The organism is Shewanella sp. NKUCC01_JLK (assembly GCF_019345615.1).
Lineage (GTDB): Bacteria > Pseudomonadota > Gammaproteobacteria > Enterobacterales > Shewanellaceae > Shewanella > Shewanella oncorhynchi.
The window spans coordinates 141595-164500 of record NZ_JAHKRD010000002.1 but is presented as its reverse complement, the minus strand read 5'-3'; the positions used below and the strand labels follow the sequence as shown (position 1 = coordinate 164500).

The following is a 22906-nucleotide window of genomic DNA, read 5'->3' as shown; positions in this document are numbered from 1 at the left end:
ATGTGGCCTCGAGCGTTAATTGAAGAGTTAGCCGCAAGGCGTTGTATTATATTTTTAGGAGCGGGAGCTTCAGCTGGGTGTATTACAACGGGAGATAACCCTACGTCACCACCGACATGGTCAAATTTATTAGATGGTTTAAAAGACATTGCTAGAGATAAAGATTCTTTGACAATCGTTGATGATCTAATCGCTAAAGAAAAATTTCTCGATGCAGCTGAAGTACTATTTGGTAGTACAAATTCAGCAGATTTTTCAGCATATATGAGAGAAGTAATGGCTAAGCCACGCTATAAACAGTCGTCCATACATGAAAGCGTTTTGGCTATAGACCCAAAAATTGTCGTTACTACAAATTATGATGATATCTACGATAACTATTGTCGTAGTGGGCAAGAGAATGGTCTTTATAATATATGTAAATATTATGAGAGCCACTTGGTATCAGATTTACGTTCATCTGTCAGACAGGTTGTTAAAGCACACGGATGTATAAGCGACCCATCAAAAATAGTACTGACTAGATCGCAGTATTTTAGAGAGCGTCAAAATCACCCAAATTTTTACAAAGTACTTGATGCATTATTCTTAACTAATACCTTATTCTTTGTTGGTTATAGTCTTTCTGACCCCGATATTCAGCTGTTATTGGAGAATTCCAACATAACATATAAAGGCTCTCACCCCCATTATGCCCTCGTGTCTGAAGGAATGAATACATCCATAAAAAATGCATATAAGGAAGCTTATAATATAGACTTTATCGAGTTTCCAGCCGGCAATTACAAAAAGGCAGATGACATGCTAAAAGAACTTCAAGAACAAGTTATCCTGCGCCGCGAAAGCAATCCTGCTTAGTGCTAACAAGCACAAAAAGATGGGAAATACATAAAATAAAAGATGAGACATGCAGAACTCTTTTGGAATTAACTGCCAACACCGTGACCACAGGAGTTCATCTTCCCCTGCAAAGTTGCTGAAGGGCGTTGAAGACAATCGCGTGAGCGAGGCATGGATGCCGAGTTAGCTTTCGGGTACAGGATGTACCATCGGAAGCGTTAGCGATTTTCGAATAAGCACGAAGCCAGTATTCAATGCATGTAACTTCGCTAGGGGCGTCTTGGAGCATCCAAGGAGGATAGGACGAGCAGTCCTCCTTGGTCGGGTGTGGGGTGAAGCCCCACGACTTTGATTTTAATTAACAAACTCAAATGGCAAATGCGAAGACTCCCACAATGCTCAGGTCTCTAAAAGCTATCTCTAAAAAATGATGGGGAAGCCACTGATTCCTGTGTTCATTTCTCGAATTGAATTTAGGTATAAGCATTCATTACCAAATAAAAAAGCCAGACTTAGTCTGGCTTTTTTTCAACTCTCACAGGTGAGAGATATTATTCTTCGCTATCACCCAGTGACAGTAACGTGGCGTTACCACCTATGGCGGTGATGTTGTTGGTGCGAGTCTTTTCAGTCACAAAACGGGTTAAGTAGTGTGGGCCACCGGCTTTAGGACCGGTGCCTGACAGGCCTTGACCACCGAAAGGCTGTACACCCACTACAGCGCCGATTTGGTTACGGTTAATGTAGACGTTACCCACATTCACTTTGTCGGCAACTTCAAGGGCATGGCCTTCGTTACGGCTGTGGATACCTAAGGTTAAGCCAAAGCCTGTGCTGTTGATCTCGTTGATCACTTGGCTCAGTTCGGCTGCCTTGTAGCGGATCACGTGCAGGATTGGGCCAAAGTGTTCTTTTTCGAGCACTTTGATTGAGTCGATTTCCACTGCAGTTGGCGACACGAAGTGACCGTTCTCAGTGCCTGCAGGCAGCGGCATTTGCTTGATAAGCTTACCGACTTGCTTGATATGGTCTATGTGCGCATCTAAGTTGGCTTTGGCTGTGGCGTCAATCACTGGGCCTACGTCGGTTTTGATTGAACTTGGGTTGCCAATCACTAATTCATCCATGGCGCCTTGCAGGACTTCGATCACGCGATCGGCGATGTCTTCTTGGAGGAAGAGCACGCGCAGTGCGGAGCAGCGTTGGCCCGCGCTGGTGAATGACGATGAAACCACATCGTTCACCACTTGCTCAGGTTGAGAGGTTGAGTCCACCACCATGGCATTTTGGCCGCCCGTTTCGGCGATTAATGGAATAATCGCGCCTTCGCGGTTGGCGAGTGTGCGGTTAATCAGTTTTGCTGTGCCAGTTGAACCGGTAAAGCACACGCCACCGATACGTTCATCGGCCGTAATTGCGCTACCCACAGTCGCACCAGTGCCTGGTAGGAATTGCAGCACTTCGACAGGAATACCCGCTTGATGAGCGAGTTGCACCGCACGGTAACCAATAATTGAGGTTTGCTCCGCAGGTTTTGCGATAACTGTGTTCCCCGCCGCTAATGCCGCAGAGACTTGGCCGAGGAAGATGGCCAATGGAAAGTTCCATGGGCTGATACACACAAATACACCGCGGCCTTGGAGGAACAGTTCGTTCAGTTCACCCGTTGGGCCTGGAAGCAGTTCAGGTTTTGCCATCATCTTCTTGGCTTGTACTGCGTAGTAACGACAGAAATCAACGGCTTCACGTACTTCGTCGATACCGTCTTGAATGCTCTTGCCCGCTTCACGGGTGCACAGGGCGATCAATTCTTCGCGGTTTTCTTCTAACAAATCGGCTAACTTTTGTAGTGCAGAGGCACGGGTTTCTACTGGCGTACGTGCCCAAGAGGTAAATGCCGCTTCGGCAGATGCGACGGCTGCTTCGATTGCAGCTTTGTCGGCGAAGGCGACTTGACCTACGGTTTGGGTGGTGTCGTATGGGCTAACAATCGTTTTATGTTCGCCAGTTAAGGTTTTACCGTTAACCAGAGGACCCGCTTGCCATTGGGTATTTTTAAACTGTTCTAGTGCCGCGAAAAATGGCTCAGATTCGGAAATGATGTTCATATTGAGTCCCTTGGAATTTTTGCGCTCGCTACCGAAAATATCGGCAGGTAAAACGATTCTGTTGTTAGCCAGGGTTTTGTAACCCGTCAGTGTTGTTAGCGGATGTACCACTAATGACTCTATGGGGGTTTTAGGATCGACCAGTTTGTGGACGAACGAAGTATTTGCGCCATTTTCCAGCAGGCGACGAACTAAGTAGGGCAGTAGATCTTTATGCGCACCGATAGGCGCATAAATACGTACCGCTTTAGCACCGGCTTCAGCCAGAATCGTGTCGTACAGCTCTTGTCCCATGCCGTGTAAGCGTTGGAACTCATGGTTACGATCGCCCGCCATATCGGAAATTGCCGCCACGGTTTGCGCATTGTGGCTAGCAAATTGTGGGTAGATAGCACCGCGAGTCGCATCCGATAACAAGTAACGGGCGCAGGCGAGGTAAGAAACGTCAGTACCGGCTTTGCGAGTGTAGAGTGGATAAGCGGCTTCGCCAGCTTGTTGCGCCCACTTAAGTTCGCTATCCCAATAGGCACCTTTTACCAGACGCACTGGGATTTCATCCCCTTGTTCTTTCGCTAGACGTGTTAACCAAACCAGTACGGGCAGGGCACGCTTAGAGTAGGCTTGTACGACTATACCGAGTAATCCCCAGCCTTTAGTTGCTTCAGAATTAAACAGTTTTTGGAACAGTTTTAGTGATAACTCGAGGCGATCGACTTCTTCAGCATCGATAGAGATACCGATATTTAAGCCACGTGCCAGCTTAATCAGGCGAATCACTGTGTCGTACAGTTCAGTCAAGACGCGGTCTTCATTGGCCACTTCGTAACGTGGGTGCAATGCCGACAGCTTGATGGAGATTGTTGGGCGCGGTGATTCATTTTCGTTATAGCTTTGAGCACCGAGCTCAGTGATCGCATTGGCGTAATCGGTATAGTATTTCTCGGCATCTTTGCGCGTTAACGCCGCTTCGCCCAGCATGTCGTAGGAATGGGTATAACCTAACTTACGTTTGTCTTCGCTGTTTTTCAGGGCTTCTTTCATGTTGCGGCCCAGTACGAACTGCTTACCCATGATCTTCATCGCTGCCATCATGGCTTGACGGATCACGGGTTCACCGAGGCGACTCACTAAGCGGCTCAGCAAGTTGCTTGGGGTACCATCGAGTTTTTTATCAAGTTTAACGATTTTACCTGTGAGCATTAAGCCCCAGGTCGATGCGTTAACCAGCACTGAGTCACTCTTGCTCATGTGCTCATCCCACTTAGCACCTGAAAGCTTATCTTCAATCAGCGCATCGGCAGTGGCCGCATCGGGAATTCGTAGTAAAGCTTCGGCTAAACACATCAGGATAATGCCTTCCTGTGTTTCTAAGCTGTACTGTTGCAGGAAGGCATCTATGCCGACCATCAAACCTTTTTTATCGAATTGACGAACCTTATTGACCAGTTCGTGGGCACGACGAGTGACGCGCTCTATGGCTTCATCACTTGAGGGAACTAGTTTGATCAGCTCTGACAAGTATTGTTCTTCATCGACAATGTAGTTGTCGCTGACTGCTTTGAACAGTTCGTCGAGATTGGCAGAATCGTAGCGGCCTGCCAGCACTTCACTCGCTTTGAACATAGTTATCGCTTCCATCTTGGCCGTTATTGGGGCGCTATTGTTGAAACAAATTGGGAGGCGCCAAACGCATTTGATATTTTGTATACAATATGAAGGTTTGCGCGCGCAGATTATACAACCAAAATGTGACGGACAACACTATAGCGTGAAAGATTGTGAAGCTTGTTTGATTAGCTTGTTAATAAGTCGATGTAACGCTTGATTGACAAAAAAGCCAGTGTTTGAAAACACTGGCTTTTGGAAGGTAAATTAAGACTTTTTGTGTGTCAGACTCACATCCAACGTTTTTTATTGCGACGTTGTGGTCTAGGTAAATACACTAAAATAATGCCTAGGATTAAGCCCATGCCTGCGATTAATCCACCTTGGCGCCAAAGTTCAAAACGTTCGTCTTGAGCGGTGCGATCTACCGCATTTTTCAGTTGATCACGTTCTTGAGTCGTTTTAGCTAGGTTGGTTTCTAACTCGCTTAGTTTAGCCTTTAATTCGAGCAGTTCGTCGGCATGATTATCCGTTGAACTTGATACTTCTGCTAACTTAGCTTTGGCCTGTGCGAGTTCAGTTGTTAACGCAGGGACTTGCTCACGGAAACTTTGAGTCGAACTGATCAAGTTGGTTTGTACCCAACCTTCACGGCCTTTATGGTCGATTATTTTGGAATAATCACCTTGAGTTTCGTTGAGCAGTGTCACAGGTTGACCCGCTTCAATTGATCCAACAATTCGAAACTCAGTACCAGGGCCACCTAAAAGATAAAGAAACACGTTATCCGAGATGTAGCGGGATTGGCCTTCGGCCAGCAGGTTGGAAGACAGCAAGATCATTCCTACCAGAGTCAGGAGTCTAAACACTTTTGTATTCTCATCAACGAAATAGTCTGCACATGCTAGGGATTTGAGGCCTGTAATGCAAGAGGGAAGTCATAGACTTCCCTCAACTTTACGGCATCCATGCTATGACCATTCCAATTTAATTCAATCTTTCCTACGACCTTCTAGTCCTAGGCGCTAATACTGCTTAATGTCAGCAACACATTTAGCGAGACTTCTTAATTAAAAATACCTTTAATCATATAGAAGAAGATGATTGATAGGCCAGCACCTGCTGGTAAGGTCACAACCCAAGATACGACGATATTACGTACCACACCAATGTTAATCGCTGCGATACCACGGGCCATACCTACACCTAATACCGCACCCACTAAGGTTTGTGTGGTAGAAATAGGTAAACCAGTGCTAGAAGCAATAACTACAGTTGTTGCCGCGGCTAATTCTGCCGCAAAACCACGACTTGGCGTCAAGTGAGTGATGTTTTTTCCGATAGTTTGCATAACGCGCTGACCAAAAATCGCCAGACCCATCACAATACCTACGGCACCCAAAGGTAAAATCCACCAGACTAGAGGTGATTTCGCTGCAATCTCACCACCGCTATTGACGACTGAAACAACCGCCGCTAATGGACCAATCGCATTTGCTACATCGTTTGAACCATGGGCAAAAGCCATACAACAAGCTGTCAGAACCATCAGGATCGCAAACACTTTTTCAACGTTTTTGAACTGGGTTTGACGATCTGCTTTATCGCTCATTTGTAAGCGTGAAATGGCGATTTTACCTAAGATACCAACTACAGCAGCAATAGCACCTGCGAGTAGGTAAGACTCGGTAACTGAGAAATGCAGACCAACATGGGATAAGCCTTTCATAATAGTCATTAATGACATGATGAAACCAGCAAATGCCATATAGAAAGGTACGAAACGCTTAGCATTACTCAATGGATCGTCAGTGTTGAAAATGAGTTTTTGAGTGCTTTGGAAGAGGATGAATGCCATAAAGCCCGAAATAGCGGGGGTTACGATCCAAGAGCCTACAATCCCGCCCACTTTATCCCATGAGACTGAATCTGCGCCAACACCCACGGCGGCGAAACCAATAATGGCACCGACGATGGAGTGAGTCGTTGATACCGGCCAGCCAAGGGCCGATGCGACGACAAGCCAAATACCTGCTGCCAACAATGATCCTATCATGCCGTAAACCAGCAATTCAGGAGTTGCAGTGAAATAGCTAGAATCAATAATACCGCTACGAATTGTATTGGTAACTTCGCCCCCAGCTAAAAATGCACCGGAAAACTCAAAGATCATTGCGATAATAATCGCTTGTTTAATTGTAATTGCGTTTGAACCTACAGAGGTTCCCATCGCATTGGCGACGTCATTCGCCCCAATACCCCATGCCATGAGAAAACCAAATGCAGCCGCAATGGCAATAAGCCACGGGCCATTGGTGACTAAGACGTTAGCCACCTCAATACCTGCATCAACCATATTGATACCTTGATAACCTTAATTTGTTAAACGCGAGCCAGCATAAGCTCAAGACGCGAACCGACGCGTTCGGCAAGATCTGCAAGACCACCGACCCATTCAATCGTTTTGTAGAGGAACATCACATCGACAGGATTCAATTCAGATTCCATAGCGAATAACTGACGGCGTAACTGAATTTGTAGATCGTCAGTATCTTCTTCGATGATATCGAGTTCGTTGATCATTTTTGCCACTAAGTCGACTTCACGGCCACGGAAACCTGTTTCTAACAGATCTTCGAGTTCATTAATGACTTGTTTTGCTAGTGCTACCGCATCGATACAGCGTTGTAGATAAGCAATAAATGGGACTTGCATGACCTGAGGGATTAACAGCTGACGGCCGATAACACGACCGGAAATATCTTTGGCTTTGTTGGCTATCTTGTCTTGTTGAGTTAAAAGTTCCAATAAATCTGTACGTTCTACTGGCATAAATAAACCGCTTGGCAGAGTCAGGCGGATTTCACGTTTTAGTGAATCTGCTTGCTTCTCGGCTAAACTAATTTGCTTACGTAATTGAACTGCACTGTCCCAGTTGCCTGTGATAGTGGCTTCGAAAAAGGGGACGAGTAACGATGCGCAATCGTGTACTTTGTCCATGTGCTCTTGAAGAGGCTTAATTGGCGATTTTGCAAACACGCCCAAAATAGAGTTTACTGGCATTGCCGTTTACCTATTTAGATTGTTCCATTATTGGAAAAAGCGGGCGCATGTTAACCTATGCGTCCGCGTATTGAAACTGTGTTTTTTCAGAAAAAACGACAGGTTTATTCTAACGGGTTATATACCAACTGCAAAACCAAATCCTACGGGATTTTTATGACACATTTGTGACATTATGAACTAAAGATGACGCATCGATGAATATTTGATGACAAAATGAGCGGTTATGCAATGAATGCTGAGATTGAATTAAAACTGTTTTTCCTGCCGATATATCAAGAATCCCTGATAAATAAGTTAGATAGTCTCGATAATGCCGTACCTCAAGGTCAACGTCGTTTGGCGAATGGTTACTTCGACACCCCTGACTTGCAATTACGTCAGTGGGAGATGGGATTGCGGGTGCGCGGTTACGATGCGCACCGAGAGCAGACCATAAAAACCGCAGGACAAGTCGTGGGCGGCATTCATTCGCGGCCCGAATACAATGTGACTATCCAATCCGATAGCCCAGACTTAAGTCTATTTCCTACCAGCATTTGGCCCGTTGATGCCGATTTAGCGGCGACGCAAGCTCAGTTGACTTGTATATTTCACACCGATTTTTATCGTCGCGCTTGGCATGTTCAGATTGATAACAGCGTAGCCGAAGTTGCATTAGACATAGGTGAAATCACCGCAAATGGCGAGCAAGAAGCCCTGTGTGAGCTCGAGTTTGAACTCCTCAGTGGCGATACTGAGGCGCTACTTAAGCTGGCGATGCAAGTGGCGAGCGTTGTGCCCGTGCGTTTAGGTAAGGCCAGTAAAGCGCAGCGGGGCTATCGATTGGCGGGTAAGGCTAAGCCGCTCGATTTAAAAGCATTGGAATTTCTGCCACTGGCCGAGTCACACGATTCTTCTTTACTGGATTTAAGTGCAAACTGCCAAATCCTGCTTGAAACCGCCCTTGAGCGCTGGCAATTATTAGAGAGCATGATCGCAGAGGAAAGCGACCCTGAAGCCTGTGTGGCACTATGGTGGCGGATGCGCGCCTGTATTCGTTTGCTGCGCATGACCTTAAATCAGTTCGAATTATTGAATGTGACACTGTCTAGCCAATTTATGCTGATTGAAAAGCAGCTCGATTTTATTGAGCAGGCACAGGCGTTGACCGCTTTGCTTGGTAGCCAAAGAGGCTTATTTGCTAAACTTGGCCAACATGCCCAAGTTAAGGCGCGACTTCTGGCGCAACTGACAGAGATTAATCTGACGGAACGCTTACTCTCCCTATGGCAACAGACCGAATATGGTCAATTACAGCTGGCTATTGTTGAACTGTTGCTAAAGATCAGTGCTGGTGAAGTGGACATCACCCATCAGCCTAGCTTACGCCAGCATGCCGATCGTGCTCAGCAAGCTTCTTGGATGGCGATAATTGAGGTCATGCCACTCAATAGCGTCATGACAGCGGCGAATTATCTACAAGTGGCCACTGTGTTGGATGCGAGCATTCTTGTGGGTCATGCCTACGGCAGTTTATATGAGGCGAAATCACGGGACGCATTTCGTGCACCTTGGCAAGATCTCGCGCTTGGGATTAAAACTTTGGCTTGTTATCGCGCCTTACAGGATGCGAGTCGGGAGTTAGATATCAATTTAGCTGAGTGGCTGGAAGACAAGCAGCAGAGTTTGTTGTTTGCTATGGAATCGACACGCCGTAACGCGATGCAACAGCAGGTCTACTGGTAGTATTACTTGTTATCGCTGATAAACGGCAAAGAGCTCAATCTAATATAGATTGAGCCTTTTCATTAGTCCGTTTTCGCAACAACGTCAGCTATTTTTTTGTTTCGATAGCCTGCTTAAGTTCCGCAATTTGAGCCAGCATTTGCGCTTGATTTTGTTCTATTTTTTGTTGGTTCTCTTCCATTCTCGCTAAGGCTAATTCAAGCTCTGATTTGATTTCGGCTTTATGCGCATCTTGGCGTTCTTGGCGTTCAGATTCATCTGGCGCGACAAATACCGATGCCATATAACCTGAAATCACACCAAAAAAACTCACACCGCTGACAATGACCACGCCACCTATGATGTGGCCTGCTGTGCTTACAGGATAATAATCGCCGTAGCCGACGGTAGAGATAGTGACTAATGCCCACCAAATCGCTTGCTCAGCGGTCTGGATATTGGCGCCTTCGGTGCCGCTTTCGACGATGAGCATAATGACGGAGGCTAATGTCAGAATCGTCACCATAGCAACCAGTAAACTGGCTAAGGTGGCTTGTTTACGTTGTTTTACCAGTGGGAGCAGCAGTGAGCGACTCATGCGGATCAGGCGTATTACCCGTAGGATTTGAAAAAGCCGTGCCATACGTAGGGCTTCAATCGCCGGAATACTGGCAATAAAATCAATCCAATGGTGTTTAATGAAAAAGCGTTTATCGCGAGCACGGATCAACCCAACAAAGAAGTTGATCATAAAAATCATACAAATACTGGTATCGACAAAGAAGAGCAAGCGGTAGGTTTCGCTATCTAGGCGGCCGAAGGTCATGACAAGTACTATGATCACCGACAGCAAGGACAATAGCATCATCGCCATTTCGAATGGAGAAGGAGTGCCAAGGGTGCGAAGCGACCATGGGGTTTTATCTGTCATGCCAAACATGATCCCTGTTAAGTGCGGCGAATATCACTACTAAAGTAAAAGACTTTAGGCTGTGAGTAAATTGACTGAGTTAATTAAAGGGCTATATATCGATTAATCGCGCCAGCCAATGGCAAAAAGGGTTGGCGCTTGAGTTCAGCGTTGCTTTAGGTTTCATCAACAAAGTGGACTAAATCGTCGAGTACGCGGCGTTTAATTTCTAGCTGTGAATCGGCACTTACACCATATTTCTCTGCCAGTTGCACATAGTCATCTGCATTGAGTGACACGGTAAGACGCGGACGCGTTGGCCGTTTCGATACGCTAAGACCTAAAATAGTGCGAATTTGATCAGAAGGGCTAACGCCTGCATCTAACGCGGCTTTACGAATAGAGTATTGAAATTTTTCATCGAGATCGAAGGCAACCTGTGTCGCCTTAGCGGCTTGTTGGTTCTTTAACCATTGCTCGGGCAGAGGGTGTTTGGTTTTACTCATGGCGTATTACCTATTGCTATCAACCGTTTCTAGCGCTTATCTGTGAGATTGTATTGGGATTATTGATAAAGTGCGAGCACGCACTTTATCTTATTTTCGTGTTATTTCGCCGGCCAGTATTCCCGAATATCCGTTAGCGGGCGATATAGGGTCAAGACGACATCGGTATCACCCCCTTCGTAGACTTCCACTTCGACGGCGCAGCTTTCATTGTCATCAAGTAATAAATAGTACTCAAAGGGCTCACCTGTGGCGCCATTGGCATCCTGTGGCGGCTTTTGGCCACGATAATCCTGACGATGGAAATAGCCAAAAGCGGCAAAAGTCACTTGGTGGTATTGTTTTCCAAGCCATTGTTCAAGTTGTTCAGCTAAGTCGGCCGGTAATACTTGCGTAGTTAACTCGGCATGACCCGGTTCCTCGAACAGGGCGCTGAATTGCTCTAGATCGAATAATTGCTCCACTTGGGCGCGGGAAACCTTAATCGAAAAGGCGAGATAGGTTTCGTCGTCTTCTTCAATGCTCAAAAAGAGAGTATCGCTACCATGTCCCTTGAGTAACCACTCGGAGTGTTGTTTACGTTCAGACTCGTAAGTATGTACGGCTTCGACTCTTAATTGTTGACCACGGAGTTGTGGTGGCAGGGCAAAACTATCATCAATTGAGATCATGTCGCCGACATTGAGCTGGGACGGGTGATTGAGCTCGCGCTGTGGCGGGGCTTTCTTACCAAAAATACTATTGAAAAATCCCATAGTGACTCCTGCTGACTATGCTCGCGTGCGGCCTCATATTGATTGGCTGCGGATATTCACGGGCAATAGTGGTCATTTTTATTTAATGAGGATGAAACAAAAAAATGCCGAGGTCAGTAGGGGGTGATGATCCCACTGAGACTCGGCATTCGGTCAATCATTGCTTAGCTTTTACGTGCTTTGATTCGATCTAGCACTGCATTTGCGTTTGACTTTTGCTCACCAATACCCGCTTCGGCTAGTTTGGCTTGCAACGACTTATCACTGTTTTCATCGGCTAAGGTTTCAGCCGCTTTTAAACGGTCGTCAAATTGTTGCTGACGTGCTTTGATACGTTCTAGTGAATCTTTAGCGTTCAGCAGCTTAGAGTTGCTAGACGCGAACGAGTCAGTAATGGTTGCCGTCGCTTTTTGTACGCTTTCAGTGGTTTTAACCATGCTCAACTGACGTTGATAATCAGACAGTTGGCGTTCGGTTTTCTTCACTAAGTCTTTCAAGCGTGCAGCATGGGCGCTAAAGCTGTCGTTGGCGCTTTGTTGCTCAGACAACTCTTGGTCTAACTGAGCAATCTTTTCAGCAATTTCAATCGCCAAGGCTTCATTACCTTTGTCCAATGCTTGAGTCGCATAACCTTCGTGTTCTGCAATCGAACGTTTCAGACGGTCGATTTCACGGCTGGCTTGCATTTCTTTTGCCATGACATCGGTCAGTTCACGTTTAGCATTGGTTAAATGCTTTTCTGCATCACGGATTTCCTGTTCGAAAATACGGGTTGAGTTTGCGTCAACGATGCTTTGGCCAACTTCGGTGGCACCACCGCGAAACGCTGTTAAAATTTTATTCAGAATGCCCATTTTGTGGCTCCTTATTTCAGATAGTCGACCAATTCATCAATAACTTCTAAACAGTTATCAGATAAAACTGCTAATTCTTGCTCGATTTCGAGCATGCTAGATTGTAGTGATAGCGCACCGTAAACCACGTATTTGTCATCAATTTTTGCAAAAGCTGACAAGGGCATTGGAATGTTGAGCTCTAGCATGGTTTCAAACATTTCACTGCGACGTTCTTGATTTACTTCGTTCTCGCCCCACAGGTAGCTGATGCAAAGTACTTGGTTGTCCGTTACCGATACAAATACCGGGATTTCTTCACGGCCGACCACATTCACTTGCAACACTTCGACTTCACCATCGATTGGATAACAATCAAATTGAAAGCCAGTTTGGCTGTTGTTGCCAAGACTGTTGAGGTGATTGGCAATGGTATGGATATTCATATTTGTCCTTATTGACATATTATGTCTGTGTTCAAAGATAGCACTGAGACATAATATGTCAAGTACTATCTCATCCTATTAAAAAAGATCCAGTCCTTGATTCTCGGACCAATCTTGCAAATGGTAGTGATACAGCTGCAATGAACCCAATTCATTGGGTTTTATGTTGGCGGCATCTTGATAAAAATTGGCTGGAAACTCAAAGGCGCCATCCACTAAACCTAAAGTGAGCCAGTCATCTTTGATGGGCAACTCAGTTAACTTCGCTAATCTGTGTTGTGCATCGAGTCCGCCTAATGTTGCAATACTCCAGCCCCATTCGCCAAAACTGGGTACATTATGATGGTACTGCTTGACGTCAAATCCCGCCAATGCCAAGGTTTTTGCTACCGAAATAAAGGCCTTAGGGGCATGGTAAGGCGATGTCGACTGTACAGTCAGAGCGCCATCACTGCTCATAAGTTCCTTTAATTTACGGTAGAAATAGTCCGAATAGAGCTTATTAAGATCGGGATGGCTCGGATCGGGCAAGTCTACGATAATCGCATCGTATTTCACGCCTGTGGCAATCAGTTTATCGACACCATTAAATGCATCGTCGTTGATCACTGTGACACGGGGATCATTCAGTGCGTTGCCATTGAGCGCCAACATAGCGCGACTGAGACTATCGGGCATATCTGTATCGGGCGATTTAAATAATTGCACTAGGCCCACATCGAGATCGAGCAGCGTGACTTGTTCTGGTTCCCAGCGCAGTACTTGTTTGAGACCGAGTCCATCACCGCCGCCAATGATCAGCACTTTGTTGTGACGGGCACTGGCCGCGAGCGTAGGATGAACGAGAAACGTATGGTAGATGTGCTCGTCTATGCTAGAAAATTGTAAGCGACCATTGATGTATAAAGCATAAACGGGCGGCAGACCGTTACCGCGCAACCGCTCGGTGAAGGTCAGCTGTTGGAAACGTGTCGCCTTGGCGTAAACCACTTTGTCTTTATAGAGCAAATTATTGAATTCTTGCTCCCAGCGTGGGCCGTGGATTGCTAATACGAGTAAGACGCCAGTCACGATAAAATGCCCACTCAAAAGCAGTTTAGGGCGGCGGATTTTAGGCCAGAATCGCCAGATAAACACAAAACCTGCCAATAGATTGAAACTGGCGGTTAAGGCGGCGGCGAGTTGGATATCGATGGCGAGCATAAAGCCAACCCAAATTGCGGCACCTATGCCTGCGCCTATGTAATCAGCTCCGTAAATTGTGCCCGCGTTATGCAGTAAATGCTCGTCGGAAAGGGATTGGCGAACCCTAGCAATCAGCGGGATTTCCATACCAATCATCAGGCCCAATAACACACCCCACACATAGGGTAAGTATTCGCTGAGTTTTTGCAGCGAGCCTATCATGCCACCTTCGGGCAGTTGATCTGGCGGTAAACCTAAGGTATTAGCAATGATCAATGGCAGTTGTTGACCAAAACCAATCACCGCTGCTGTGATTAAAATGGCGAGTGAGCCACAGAGTGCAACTGTGAGTTCTAAGATCACAAAACCGGTAAAGGCATCACGGATCTTACGCGCGGCGAAGGCACCTAGTCCCATGGAGACAATCATTAAGCCTATCATGGTGTAAATGGCGGCTTCTAATGCGCCTAAAATTCGGCCCGCATAGTGGGATAAAAGATATTCGTAGATCAGGCCGCAACCTGCTAATACGGCCATAATGCCCAATAAGAGAACATCGTCGAACCAACCTAGGCGGCTAGGTTTAGCCGCCGAGGGAGTTAAGCTAATTTCTTGCATTCGATTAAGCCATCAGTGCCGTAAGAATAAGTGCGATAGCGATACTGATCGCCATTTCTACTGCGGCGATACCGATATTGTGTTGTCTTTCCACTTCATCGGCTAAATCGATACTGGCTAATACCAGTTTCTTCACGACGAACAGCAGTAAGGAGAGCGCGATCAGCATAATGACTGAGAACACTAACCAACCGATCACGTTAGTCACATAAGCCGTTGGATTATAAATAATAAAGTGACTGGCGGCATTAAAGCTCAGTGCCATAGCAATCATGTAACCCGCATGGCGTAGCGCTAACGCTGTATGACCTTGGGCTAAGGCTTGCTGCATCGACGAGTCTTGATTGCGGCTTGCGAAACGGTTTTCACGCCAGCGCGTGAGTAGCACTAACATCAACTGCGAAATCGCAAAGGCGCTGAAGATGGCAATGAAGGTATCGACCGTTAAATCTTCTGCCCACAGCAAGACGGAGCGAATGATAATGGCGGTAGCAATAGCAACGCTAGCATCGACGATAGCGACGGACACATTACCTTTGATGATTTGCTCGTTCTTATCAAACTCATTTAGCGCTATTTTATCGTGGAGAAAACGGCCGAGTTTAATCAGTACTAAACCGAATAAACCATAGCAGCTCATGCCAATCGCTTCGGTAAGATAAGAGTGTGCCGCAGCGCCTGTGATAGCGCCTGTAAGCACTATGCCTAGGGCGGCAACTGCGCCAGCGGTACTTATGCCAAAGGCAAAGTTATCCCGCTCTGCCAGCTCCTTACTGCTATTGACCTTTACACTCCAACCTTGCAAATAACGCATTAGCGTTAGCAAAATCACGGCTATGGTGAGATCGATAGCCAGAATGATGGCTAGCTCTGGTGTGATACCGAAATCCTGAAATAGTGTCATTGGAAATCCTTAGTTACTTGCCCCGGCGCACACTGCGGGTCGTGCGATTACTGGAATTGCGGAAACTGCTGTCTTTAGCATAGTTAGATCGAAACTTACTGTTCGAACTCTTGCTCGCACTTGTCGTGCTGGCCTTAGGTGTGCTGGTACTTTCACGGGATAACGCCGTGCCACCAGTTCGCGGTTTAGCATAAGGGCTGTCAAAGCGTTTGCCTTGAGAGTCGAAACGTTTTTTCGTTTGTTCGAAAGTCTTATTTTGCGCATCCGCTTGTTTGGGTGAGGTATAGCGATAACGACCTACGTCATTATAATAGCTATAACCACGGTTACCCGACCAACGATCGTAGGAAACTGGGCGATTGAAGACATTCGAAAACATCGAATACATGCCATACCAAGCCCAAAACGAAGTGCCGCTCGAGTCGGTTTGCCAGTTGCCGTAAGAGGGATTACCAACTAATTGACTGCCTGGACCAAAATCTTCACCGCCATTGGCTAATGTTGCGGCCTCACGGCTAATCGCATTTACGCGAGCCAGTTTGCCGTCGGACATATCGGCGACCACGTTGACGGGATCAGACAACATATCGTTAAACAGACTGGGATCTGCGGCTTGATAAAGATTTTCTGCTTCGGCCAGCTGTTGATCGAGATCAGCAAAGTTACTCGCCACTTTCGATTCATCTAAACGACGTTTTAGCGAGGTATACATGGGACCTTGGGTACCAGAATCCTTTGCTAATTCATCGAGTAAGGGTGCTAAATCGGGTTTCTGTTGCTTTAGCAGTGTCGTGTATTGTTTTAAGAGATTAGCGTTACGCAACTGGCCGTCATCGATCATCGTCGTGAGCGTAGCGAGACGTTGCTGTGTGAGTTGTTGATACTTCGCGATTTTATCCGGTCTGTCATCGCCACAACCCGTCAGCGATAGCGAAACGGCTAAAAAAAGTATCGATGTGAGAACACGGGTTAGCATTCCTGCCATGTTTTCTCCAAAAGGTAATGAAATAAAACTCAAATACTTGCAGGCAATAATAATCCGCTTGCCCAATATGCCTGCCGCGCAGGTTATAGTACCCTTAAATGCCACAGATAAAAGTGTAAACCTTTATTTGTGTGTTACATCAGGTAGCTGCAAGTCTCGTCGAACATAACATGATGTGGCGTCAATCTATATCATTTACGACATAATATGTCGATAGCTAAATTTGTTAGGGATTATTATGACCATGCAAAAAGACAGTAATAAGTCATTGTCTATTCTTATTAATCAAACCGCTGAACGCAATTGGCTGCGATTAGAGGAAGCATGGTCCGAAGGACTTGCGCAATTAACGCCTGCTCAGCAGCAAGAACTCAAAACGGTTTTGGGACTCAGTGATTATGTAGCGGCTCAACTATGCCGACATCCCGAGTGGATCGCTATGCTGTTTGCGGGCGAGTTAAGCCTGATTGATCGTAAAAACTTTGATGTTGATTTACATGAAGAACTGGCTAGCACGACCACCGAGGAGATGGCTAAAACCACCCTGCGACGGTTTCGTAACTATCAAATGGTGCGTTTAGCTTGGCGTGACTTTTTAGACTATGCCAGTTTAGAGGAATCCTTGCTTGATCTGTCGGCGCTCGCCGAAGCGTTAGTGATCTGCGCCCGCGATTGGCTCTATAAAGATATGTGCGCTCAATACGGCACGCCGATGGACAAAGAAGGGAATCCGCAACCGCTACTGATTTTAGGCATGGGTAAGTTAGGCGGTCGCGAGCTTAATTTCTCCTCCGATATCGATTTGATTTTCACGTTTCCTGAGCATGGCGAAACCGTCGGCGGTCGTCGCAGTTTAGATAATCAACAATTCTTTATCCGCATGGGGCAAAGGTTAGTGAACTTGCTCGATCAAGTCACTGTCGATGGTTTCGTGTTCCGCGTGGATATGCGTTTGCGCCCCTACGGTGAAAGTGGCCCCTTGGTGGTGAGTTTTAGTGGTCTTGAGGATTATTACCAAGAACAAGGGCGAGACTGGGAGCGTTATGCCATGGTCAAGGCGCGTGCGCTCGGGCCTTGGAACCATTTCTCCGATGAACTACACAGCCTCCTGAGACCCTTTGTGTATCGCCGTTATATCGACTTTTCGGCAATTGAATCCCTGCGAAAAATGAAGCAACTCATAGCGCAAGAAGTGCGGCGCCGTCATTTGACCGACAATATTAAACTCGGTGCAGGCGGTATTCGTGAGGTCGAGTTCGTGGTGCAAAGTTTTCAATTGATCCGTGGCGGCCGTGAGCCTGCGTTGCGTCAGCAGAGTTTATTCGGTGCTATCGATACGCTTTACAGCTTAGGGCAGTTTGAATATTTGGCGGTGGATGAGCTTAAACACAGTTATTTACTGCTGCGCCGGGTTGAGAATCTGCTGCAAGCCATTGACGATAAACAAACCCAAACCTTACCGAATAATCCACTCGATTGGGCGCGATTGTGCCATGTACTCGATATGGCCAATGAGGTTGATTTACGCACTCATATTGAAGCGGCAATGAGCAAAATCCATCGCCATTTTAAAGCCACTGTGGGTGGCGAAGAAGGCGAAGAAAAAGCCGAACATTGGACAGCGCAGCTGTGGAATATGCAAGACCTTGATGATGGCATTACGTTGTTGGCCGAACAGCAAATTGATGATGACAAGCTGTGCCCTATGCTCAGCAGCTGGCGCGAAACAGTGACTAAGCGTTCCATTGGTCCACGCGGGCGGGAAACCTTAGATAAGTTAATGCCAAGATTATTGGAAGAATTGATTAATCAACAGAGTCCATCGTCAGCTTTTGAGCCCGTGTCTAAGGTGCTGGAGCAGATTTTAACTCGCACCACTTACCTTGAGCTTTTGTGTGAAAACCCAGGTGCGCGGCAGCAGTTGGTGAGCTTGTGCTGCGCCAGTCCTTGGATTGCCGCGCAGTTGGCTAAATTTCCCATGTTGCTCGATGAGCTTATCGATCCGTCGCAGCTCTATGACACGACCTCCATTGACGATTATCCGAGCGAGCTGCGTCAGTACATGATGCGCGTGCCCGAGGATGATATGGAGCAGCAAATGGAAGCGCTGCGACAATTTAAACTTTCACAACAACTTAAAATCGCCGCCGCCGATGTCACGGGTGTTTTACCCGTGATGCAAGTGAGCGATCACTTAACTTTTTTAGCCGAAGCTATTATCGAACAAGTGGTGATGCAGGCGTGGCAACAGGTTTCAGTGCGCCATGGCGTGCCAGCATACCTTGAGGGCAGTGACACAGGCTTTGCCGTTGTCGGTTATGGCAAGCTCGGCGGGATTGAATTGGGTTACGGCTCCGATCTCGATTTAGTTTTCTTGTGTGAAAATAAAACAGAAAACGGCCTGACCAATGGTGATCGCCCGATTGAAGTTGGCCATTTTTACCTCAAACTTGCCCAGCGTATTTTGCATTTATTCTCGACTCGCACGACTTCGGGTGAGTTGTATGAAGTAGATATGCGGCTGCGTCCTTCTGGCGCCTCGGGTTTGATGGTCAGTGAGATTGAGCGTTTTGGCGAATACCAAGCTAATGAGGCGTGGACGTGGGAACATCAAGCTTTAGTTCGCTCGCGTTTTGTTTTTGGCGACAATAGTTTAGCGGTTAAATTCAGTCATATTCGCGCTTCAGTATTGGAAAAGCCGCGGGATAAAGCTGAGCTGCAAAAAGCGGTACGTGAGATGCGTCAGAAGATGCGCGATCACTTGCTTAAAGTCAGTGATGGCATGTTTGATTTAAAGCAGAGTCCAGGCGGGATTGCCGATATTGAGTTTATTGCCCAGTACTTAGTGCTGGCTAATGCCCACGAGTATCCAGAGCTAACGATTTGGTCTGATAATGTGCGGATTTTTGGTGTGTTAGCTGAGCTTGAACTTTTGCCAATGATGAGTGCCCAGCATTTAACTCAGACATATTGCTTACTACGGGATGAAAATCATCGACTTACTCTGCAACAAAAGGCGGGGCAGTTACCAGTGTCAGAGGTAGAAGACCATGCTGAGCGGGTGTTAAACATTTATCGTGCTGTGCTTGAATAGTGCAGTCTTTAAGGGGATTAAGGCTGATACGAATTTCAGCCTTAACACCGCAAGAATACACCATTTAAGCTAGAGTTTAATGAGAGCAGTTAGCTGAGAGTGCCATGCAATTACCTACAATTCCTGAAAACGAGCTGCAACGCTTGGCCACGTTACGCGCACTTAATGTGCTCGATACCGATGCCGAGGAACGTTTCGATCGTATTACTCGGCTTACGCGCAGAATTTTCTCCTTGCCCATCTGTGTTGTGACTTTAGTGGATGCCGAACGGCAATGGTTTAAATCACGCCAAGGATTGGAGGTGACTGAAACACCTCGGGAAATTTCATTTTGTGGACATGCGATCAATCATGACGGCATTTTCATCGTGAACGACGCCCTCAAAGATCCCCGCTTTCGTGACAATCCTCTGGTGACTGAGCAGCCTCACATTCGCTTTTACGCCGGCTATCCCCTCACCATTCACGAGCAATATCGGGTGGGTACTTTGTGTTTAATCGGTACTGAACCGCGGGATTTTACGGCTGAAGACATTGAAACCTTAACGGATTTAGGACAAATGGTAGAGGCTGAATTACTCTCTATCGCGCAAAATACCTTAGATCCCTTGACGGCTATTTCGAATCGACGTGGTTTTGAATTACTGGCCCATCAGTCAATGGCGAGTTGTCGACGTACCGAATCTGAGGCGGCCTTAGTATTCTTCGATCTCGACTTTTTTAAGGAAGTGAATGACAGCTTTGGTCACCTAAAGGGCGATCAGGTGTTATATGATTTTGCCCATATCTTAATGACCGCTTTTAGGGAGTCGGATGTGATCGCAAGGCTTGGCGGCGATGAGTTTGTGGTGCTGTTAAGTTTTGTGCATAGAGATACAGTTAATCGGGTCATCGAGCGTTTTAAACAGTTACTTGAGCAATATAATCAACAGCATCCTAAGCAACATAGATTGGCGACCAGCATAGGTATCGCCCATTGGACGCCGGATTCAGATATGAGCTTAGAGGATCTGTTAGATTCCGCCGATAAAGCCATGTATCAGAATAAAGCTGCTCATCACAGTGATGCATCTTAAATTGTTTACGCTTATGCCAATGAAAAGGGAGACAATAATGCCTCCCTTTTCATTGGCATTTATTAGGCGAAAAACTTAACTGCGCCGTTAAGCTGTAATGAGCGTTACCCAATGTTGATATAAGGGTAAGCCAATTAGCACGTTAACCGGAAATGTGATCCCGAGTGAGGCTAGCATAGCCAGACCTATATTGGCTTCGGGGATTGCGGCACGAATGGCCGCAGGCGCTGCGATATAAGATGCGCTGGCACTTAATGCTGCTAACACTAAAATGCTGCCTGAAGGTAAGTCCAGCCAAACGCCTACACCAATACCACACCAAGCCAATACAAAGGGCGCTACGGCGGCGAACGCTAATAAGCGCCATTGTTTAAGTGGTAGCGGCAAACACACTTTGGCCGTTACTAAGCCCATTTCCAGTAAAAATAATGCCAGTAAAGTTTTGAACCCGCCTAGTAGCACAGGTGTAAGCGGCGCAAGTCCCGTTGGGCCATAAAGCCAACCTATCACCACACCGCCAAGGAGCAATACAACGCCACGACTGGTTAAGGCTTCGTGTAACACGCTCGATTGTGTTTCATTCTTCGGTGATGTTTCAATTGTTTGTTTTGCGCTTAAGTATCTGTGTAACCAGAGCATTACGACAATAGCAGGTAGTTCCAGCAGCACGAGATACAGGGTCGTTTCTGGCCTTAAGATCAGCCCTGATTTTTCAACCATAGCCATCACCACCGCAAAGGTTCCCGCACTGACGGAGCCGTAATGGGCGGCAATACTAATGGCATCGGTATGGCCAATGCGAACCAGCCGAGTTAGTACAGGGTATAAGGCCAAGGGGATAATCAAACCTAAGGTAACAACCGCTAACAGCTCAGTGATCACTAAGTTTTGAGTGTGACCGTGGAGCGCCATTCCGCCCTTTAAACCTAAGGTAAGCATTAACAGTATGGATAGGGTTTCGTAGATCGCGGGTGGGACTTTAAGATCTGATTTCACTAGGCCAGCTAACAGGCCTAAGGCGAAAAATGCAATGACAATATCGGGCATGGGTATCTCATTAAGTTTGACTTTTAAGCCGTACAAAACAGGCTTAATTGTCGAGTGATCCTGATGGCTGGTGATTTTGGACCTAATTAGTTATATTGAAAAATAAATTGTTTACCACCTAGGTATAGATAATTTTCTATGGATAAGCGTTCGTCATCGACTCAGCTTAAATTGCGGCATTTGAGTTTTCGGTTACTGCAGGTGTATGTGCAAGTGGTGCGGTTAGGTAATATTTCCGCAGCGGCGAGGGCATTGCATTTAACTCAACCCACAGTGTCATTACAGCTTAAAAAACTGGCCGATGTGTTGGGCGAGCCATTACTCGAGAGTCGTGATGGCCGCATGTTACCGACCTTGATTGGTAATGAGTTGTACCGCGCAGCCTGCGATACCTTGAGTCGTTTTGAGGATTTCGATGCTTTTATGCAGCAGGCTAAAGGTGGCAGTGTCGGTCACATTAATATCGGTATTGTCACTACCGCAAAATACGTGTTACCACGGATTTTAGGGGCATTTTATCGGCAGTTTCCACAGGTTAAAGTGACCTTAAACATTGGTAACCGTGCCCATGTATTAGGCAGATTTGAACGTCAAGAAGATGATTTATACCTGTTCAGTCATCCTCCAAGTGGCGATAACGTGTTATCGGCACGCATCATCAAAAATCCGCTGCAACTGATTGCACCAAAGGAGCATTGGGCAGTGGGTCGTGAACAAGTGAATTTTAACGAGCTTAAAAATGAGCGTTTTATCGTTCGCGAACCGGGATCAGCCACCCGCTTAATGTTCGAGTCTTGGTGCAGCGGCCAAGGCATCACGCTCGGTGACACTATGCAAATCGAGAGTAATGAGGCGATACGCTTGAGTGTCGCGTCGGGCTTAGGTTTGTCGGTGATTTCGGCGCATACCTTGCAAGAAGGGCGCGAAAAACCTGCAATTCTAACTGTTACGGGGTTTCCGCTCGAAAGTAACTGGTATCTAGTTGGCCGTAAAGATCGCCGTTTGCCCTATGCCGCCATGCAACTAGTGGACTTTATGGCGGCGCATTTGGTCGAGTGTATCGAGCCAGAATGGGTTGCCACTGATATCAGTGAACTGGCTATGCACTTTAATCATGCACCGCAAACTCGATCCTAGCACTCTTGAGTCTCGCTTGTATTATGGAATGCTTTATTAAACTAGATCATAGCGTTATGCATTGAGGGTAACGGTTTAACACATCTT

General features: G+C 46.6%; 18 protein-coding genes. 5 read left to right on the top strand and 13 right to left on the bottom strand.

Annotated features, from left to right (window positions below):
- Positions 1–858, top strand: a complete 858-nt coding sequence (locus KO537_RS03000) for an SIR2 family protein (RefSeq protein WP_105251549.1) — start codon at positions 1–3, stop codon at positions 856–858.
- A gap of 533 nt (positions 859–1391) precedes the next feature.
- Here the strand turns inward: KO537_RS03000 and putA are convergent.
- The 4 genes from putA to KO537_RS02980 form a co-directional block, all read right to left on the bottom strand.
- Complete coding sequence (putA, locus tag KO537_RS02995) at positions 1392–4586, bottom strand: bifunctional proline dehydrogenase/L-glutamate gamma-semialdehyde dehydrogenase PutA (RefSeq protein WP_219233823.1); 3195 nt, start codon at positions 4584–4586, stop codon at positions 1392–1394.
- A 257-nt stretch (positions 4587–4843) separates the two neighbouring features.
- Positions 4844–5395 carry a TIGR04211 family SH3 domain-containing protein gene (locus KO537_RS02990; RefSeq protein WP_113939030.1) on the bottom strand — a complete coding sequence of 184 codons (552 nt, stop codon included), beginning with the start codon at positions 5393–5395 and terminating at the stop codon, positions 4844–4846.
- A 224-nt stretch (positions 5396–5619) separates the two neighbouring features.
- Positions 5620–6909: an inorganic phosphate transporter gene (locus KO537_RS02985; RefSeq protein WP_113939029.1), complete on the bottom strand. Its 1290-nt coding sequence runs from the start codon at positions 6907–6909 to the stop codon at positions 5620–5622.
- Between the two features lie 26 nt (positions 6910–6935).
- Entirely contained in the window at positions 6936–7616 is a 681-nt protein-coding gene (locus KO537_RS02980) for a TIGR00153 family protein (RefSeq protein WP_105251552.1), read from the bottom strand.
- A 231-nt stretch (positions 7617–7847) separates the two neighbouring features.
- Between KO537_RS02980 and KO537_RS02975 the strand changes: the two genes are divergently transcribed.
- Entirely contained in the window at positions 7848–9344 is a 1497-nt protein-coding gene (locus KO537_RS02975; protein ID WP_219233822.1) for a CYTH and CHAD domain-containing protein, read from the top strand.
- Positions 9345–9432: 88 nt separating this feature from the next.
- Here the strand turns inward: KO537_RS02975 and KO537_RS02970 are convergent, their stop codons facing one another.
- The 8 genes from KO537_RS02970 to KO537_RS02935 form a co-directional block, all read right to left on the bottom strand.
- Positions 9433–10254: an ion transporter gene (locus KO537_RS02970; RefSeq protein ID WP_198571859.1), complete on the bottom strand. Its 822-nt coding sequence runs from the start codon at positions 10252–10254 to the stop codon at positions 9433–9435.
- A 155-nt stretch (positions 10255–10409) separates the two neighbouring features.
- Positions 10410–10739, bottom strand: coding sequence for a hypothetical protein (locus tag KO537_RS02965; RefSeq protein WP_219233821.1), 330 nt, complete (start codon positions 10737–10739; stop codon positions 10410–10412).
- A gap of 101 nt (positions 10740–10840) precedes the next feature.
- Positions 10841–11494 carry a hypothetical protein gene (locus KO537_RS02960; RefSeq protein ID WP_028761836.1) on the bottom strand — a complete coding sequence of 218 codons (654 nt, stop codon included), beginning with the start codon at positions 11492–11494 and terminating at the stop codon, positions 10841–10843.
- Between the two features lie 164 nt (positions 11495–11658).
- Positions 11659–12348, bottom strand: a complete 690-nt coding sequence (locus KO537_RS02955; RefSeq protein WP_028761835.1) for a PspA/IM30 family protein — start codon at positions 12346–12348, stop codon at positions 11659–11661.
- Positions 12349–12359: 11 nt separating this feature from the next.
- Positions 12360–12773, bottom strand: a complete 414-nt coding sequence (locus KO537_RS02950) for a DUF2170 family protein (protein WP_105251554.1) — start codon at positions 12771–12773, stop codon at positions 12360–12362.
- Positions 12774–12851: 78 nt separating this feature from the next.
- The gene (locus KO537_RS02945; RefSeq protein ID WP_219233820.1) at positions 12852–14576 is read right to left on the bottom strand and encodes a polyamine aminopropyltransferase; all 1725 of its coding nucleotides are present in this window, start codon (positions 14574–14576) and stop codon (positions 12852–12854) included.
- 4 nt (positions 14577–14580) lie between these two features.
- Complete coding sequence (locus KO537_RS02940) at positions 14581–15480, bottom strand: DUF350 domain-containing protein (protein WP_219233819.1); 900 nt, start codon at positions 15478–15480, stop codon at positions 14581–14583.
- A 13-nt stretch (positions 15481–15493) separates the two neighbouring features.
- Entirely contained in the window at positions 15494–16465 is a 972-nt protein-coding gene (locus KO537_RS02935; protein ID WP_219233818.1) for a hypothetical protein, read from the bottom strand.
- 238 nt (positions 16466–16703) lie between these two features.
- Between KO537_RS02935 and glnE the strand changes: the two genes are divergently transcribed.
- Complete coding sequence (glnE, locus tag KO537_RS02930) at positions 16704–19559, top strand: bifunctional [glutamate--ammonia ligase]-adenylyl-L-tyrosine phosphorylase/[glutamate--ammonia-ligase] adenylyltransferase (protein ID WP_219233817.1); 2856 nt, start codon at positions 16704–16706, stop codon at positions 19557–19559.
- A gap of 104 nt (positions 19560–19663) precedes the next feature.
- The gene (locus KO537_RS02925) at positions 19664–20635 is read left to right on the top strand and encodes a sensor domain-containing diguanylate cyclase (protein ID WP_219233816.1); all 972 of its coding nucleotides are present in this window, start codon (positions 19664–19666) and stop codon (positions 20633–20635) included.
- 87 nt (positions 20636–20722) lie between these two features.
- Here the strand turns inward: KO537_RS02925 and KO537_RS02920 are convergent, their stop codons facing one another.
- Positions 20723–21682: a sodium-dependent bicarbonate transport family permease gene (locus KO537_RS02920; protein ID WP_131524286.1), complete on the bottom strand. Its 960-nt coding sequence runs from the start codon at positions 21680–21682 to the stop codon at positions 20723–20725.
- Between the two features lie 138 nt (positions 21683–21820).
- Here KO537_RS02920 and KO537_RS02915 point away from each other — a divergent pair, with 138 nt between their 5' ends.
- Positions 21821–22819, top strand: coding sequence for a LysR family transcriptional regulator (locus KO537_RS02915; RefSeq protein ID WP_173242949.1), 999 nt, complete (start codon positions 21821–21823; stop codon positions 22817–22819).
- The last annotated feature ends 87 nt before the right edge of the window (positions 22820–22906 follow it).